Annotated in this window: 5 protein-coding genes; all 5 read right to left on the bottom strand. The window is 62.2% G+C overall.

Annotation, left to right across the window (positions count from 1 at the left end):
- Positions 1 to 382: AfsR/SARP family transcriptional regulator (locus tag WA989_RS14475; RefSeq protein ID WP_424341190.1), on the bottom strand; the 382-nt coding region annotated here is incomplete at its 3' end.
- Positions 383 to 563: 181 nt separating this feature from the next.
- Positions 564 to 941, bottom strand: coding sequence for a hypothetical protein (locus WA989_RS14470; RefSeq protein ID WP_424341189.1), 378 nt, complete (start codon positions 939 to 941; stop codon positions 564 to 566).
- Between the two features lie 133 nt (positions 942 to 1074).
- Positions 1075 to 1398 (bottom strand): DUF6665 family protein, encoded by a 324-nt coding sequence (locus WA989_RS14465; protein WP_424341188.1) that lies wholly within the window; start codon positions 1396 to 1398, stop codon positions 1075 to 1077.
- A 9-nt stretch (positions 1399 to 1407) separates the two neighbouring features.
- Positions 1408 to 1833, bottom strand: a complete 426-nt coding sequence (locus WA989_RS14460; protein ID WP_424341187.1) for a DUF411 domain-containing protein — start codon at positions 1831 to 1833, stop codon at positions 1408 to 1410.
- 31 nt (positions 1834 to 1864) lie between these two features.
- The coding region (locus WA989_RS14455) for a hypothetical protein (protein ID WP_424341186.1) at positions 1865 to 2967 on the bottom strand (1103 nt) is incomplete at its 5' end.

Raw genomic sequence — 2967 nt, 5'->3', positions numbered from 1 at the left:
CCATGAGGGTGGGCTGGGAGGTCTCCCATGCGGCCTCGAGCGCGTCGACACTTGCCTCATTTCCATTGGCAATCGCCCTCACGTCGAGAAAATCCACTGTCAGATCGTCGAGGTGCAGCTGCACGCGTTCGCGGTCGGCAAAGAGGCGTGTGGTCTCGTCTGAATTGACGACCGGGCGCAGCTTGCTGAGCGACCAGCGAAGGGCGCCTCTCGGATCGTCCGGGATCTCCCAGAAGAGTTCGCAGAGCCGTTCGCGCCGCTGTAGATTGTGGGTGAGGGCCAGAAAGCCGAGCAGGGCGCGGGTTTTTTTGGACGCTGGGAGCGGTAACTGCTTGCCGTCGAGCGTTACCCGAAGAGGTCCGAAGGCGTGAATGGCAAGCATTTTCTGGGCCGGACCTATTGTCTGCGAAATAGAAGAGGCGAGCCGTCTTATAGCGCATGTCCCGCTTTTGCCCCAAGCCAGAAAATCCCACACGCAGGCGCGTTGGGCCGAGGGGGCTTCCGAAGGAAAAAGGTGGGGCCTTGCGAGCGTGGCAAGGCCCCCAAGTGACCGACATCAGTGTCTATCTGGACGAAGAGATGGTCGTCCGGGGCGCTGGTGCGGCCTGGTCGGCGTGGTACGTGATCAGGGCAGGGATGCCCGCTTTTTCCACTGCGCGGTCCAGCAGGTCAGCAGCGCATTTGCGTTCGTCCAGGCGAAGGCGCGTGAGCTTTGCCATGGTAGAGTCGCTCTGGCAGGCGCGGCGGGCCGTGCGTTCAAAATCCTTGTAGGTCTGTGTCACGGGCGCAGTCCGATAGAAGGAAAAATCCACCTCTTGCTGGGTGCTGGCCGGAGCAGCTTCTGCTGTAGAGACCAGGCTGCAGCTCAAGGCGCCGGCAACGACGGCCCCTGCCATCAGGTTGAAACATCCGCTCGGGCTAATTTTGGAAATAAAAGTCATGTCAACGATTCCTCTTGTTTGTTGATGAGGTCGTTGAACAGGGTGTCCGTGGAAGCGAGCGTTGTAATGCCGGTGGCAACACCGTTGACTTGGCGTGGAAATGACGAAGAAGAGGCGGATTATTGCCTGCGATTCATGATCGTGAGCGATATATCCCGATCCGGACAAGCACGGCTTTTGGAATCGCGTATTCGCGAATAATTTCCCTGTGATCCCGGATGCCCATCATCTCGCGCTGGATAAAATAGCCCTGGGCTTTTTCGGCCGCGTTCAGCAAAAGGGTTTCGCGCTCATCGCCGGACGCGGGCGTGTTCAGCGCCTCGAGCGCCTTGCGCAAGGCACGGCCTGACCGGCCAAGCGCGGCAGCGGTTTCCTGCGCGATCTCTGATTCAAGTGAGCTGCCGGATCTGGCGGCCTGGAAGCGGTCAAAGGCGTTTTGCGGAGCGCGGGCAGCCATCCCGGCACTTTAGATGACAGCGAAGACCTCGTCATCCTCACCGATCACCATGACTGCGAAAGGCGCGGTTTTCTCGCCGCCCATGCCTGGCGAGCCCATGGGCATACCGGGCAGGGCGATGCCCTTGATGTCGGGGCGTTCCGCCAGAAGCTTGTTGATCGCATCCACAGGCACATGGCCTTCGACAACATAGCCTTCAATCATGATCGTGTGGCAGCCCTGCTGCTTGCGGGGAATGGTCTGCTCGGCTTTCAGATAGGCGAGGGCTTCGGTTTCAAGCTCGACCACCTCGACCTCAAATCCCTGCTCTCGCAGATAATCGGCGTGGCCAAGGCAGCACCCGCATGTCGGTGAGCGGTACAGCATCGCCGATTGCGCCCAGGCAAAGACAGGCATCATCATCGTCATGAGGGCGAGGGTCAGAAAACGTCGCATGATAGCCTCCGTTTGAGGGGGAAGCGCCGGCTCAGCCGAGCGCGGCGTCAATGAGCAGGAATGCCGACAGCCGCGCACTCGCAGGTTTTGACGAATGGCACGTCTTGTCGAGGGCCATCAGGGCGTCAGGCTCTTCCATGGCAAGAAATTCGCGCGCCATGGTCATCAGCTGGCCGTCAATATCGAGGCGTTTCTGCACGCGCTGGACCTGGCGCGCAGCCGCATCGACGATCGCCTTTCGGCGCATGCCTTCGCTCTTGCGGGCGGCACTCGCGATACGCTTCTTGTCGCGCGGGCGGAAGATTTCATTCAGCCGGATGCCGGAATCCATCAGCCTGTGAATGACTTCCTCGGCATTCTCCTCGCGCGGCAGCGTCTCATGCTCGTCGCGCTCCATGTCGGCGATGATGTCGCGCCATTGCTGGCTATCCGCCCGTTCGGCGGCTGGTGCCGCTTCAGGCTCAGGCTCAGCGGGGGCTTCGGGAGGTTCGGTTTCGGCGCTGCCGGTGGCCTGCTCTTCTTCATCCTCCTCGTCGAGGGATTCAGCGGCGGCCAGATTGGCGACCTGACGTCCGCCGACGGGCTTGAGATAGCCGGGCAGGCGGTCTGTGACGCGGCGGCGGAACTGGACCGGCTCGCTCGTGCCTGCAGTTGGGCCGGCCTCGTTTTCATTGACGGCCTGGACAGAGGAGGCCTGTGCGGTCTCGACAGCATTATCCGTGCGCGCCTCATCTCTGGCGACCGGCGGGCTTTCGAAGAGTTCCCCATCATCGGGCGTCTCAGCCGCCACAGCGCTGGACGAGGTCTTATCCTCCTCGTCAAAGACATCATCGTCTTCGAGCGTTGGCTGGCTGGGGCCGCGCGGGGCCGCCGGCTTGTCGCTGGTGGTCTCGCGCGCCGACCCGTCATGGAGATAAGGGTCAGGCTCGACGGTGAGCTTCGACGCGCGGACATCCGCGTCCGACACACCTGTCTCTGCTCTGAGCTGGCGCGCCGTCGCTGTCGCATCGAGGCTTGCGGCCTTCAGCGCGGACAGCGCCTTAGCGGCGCGTTCGGAGGCATCGAGCGCATCGGCCTGGATATCGCGCGAGGCGGTGCGGGCCCGGTCGAGGGCGGAATTGACCGCATCGGTCA

It is taken from the genome of Henriciella sp., assembly GCF_049649345.1.
GTDB lineage: Bacteria > Pseudomonadota > Alphaproteobacteria > Caulobacterales > Hyphomonadaceae > Henriciella.
Note: the sequence above shows the minus strand (reverse complement) of the source record. Positions and strands in the feature narration are given on the sequence as shown.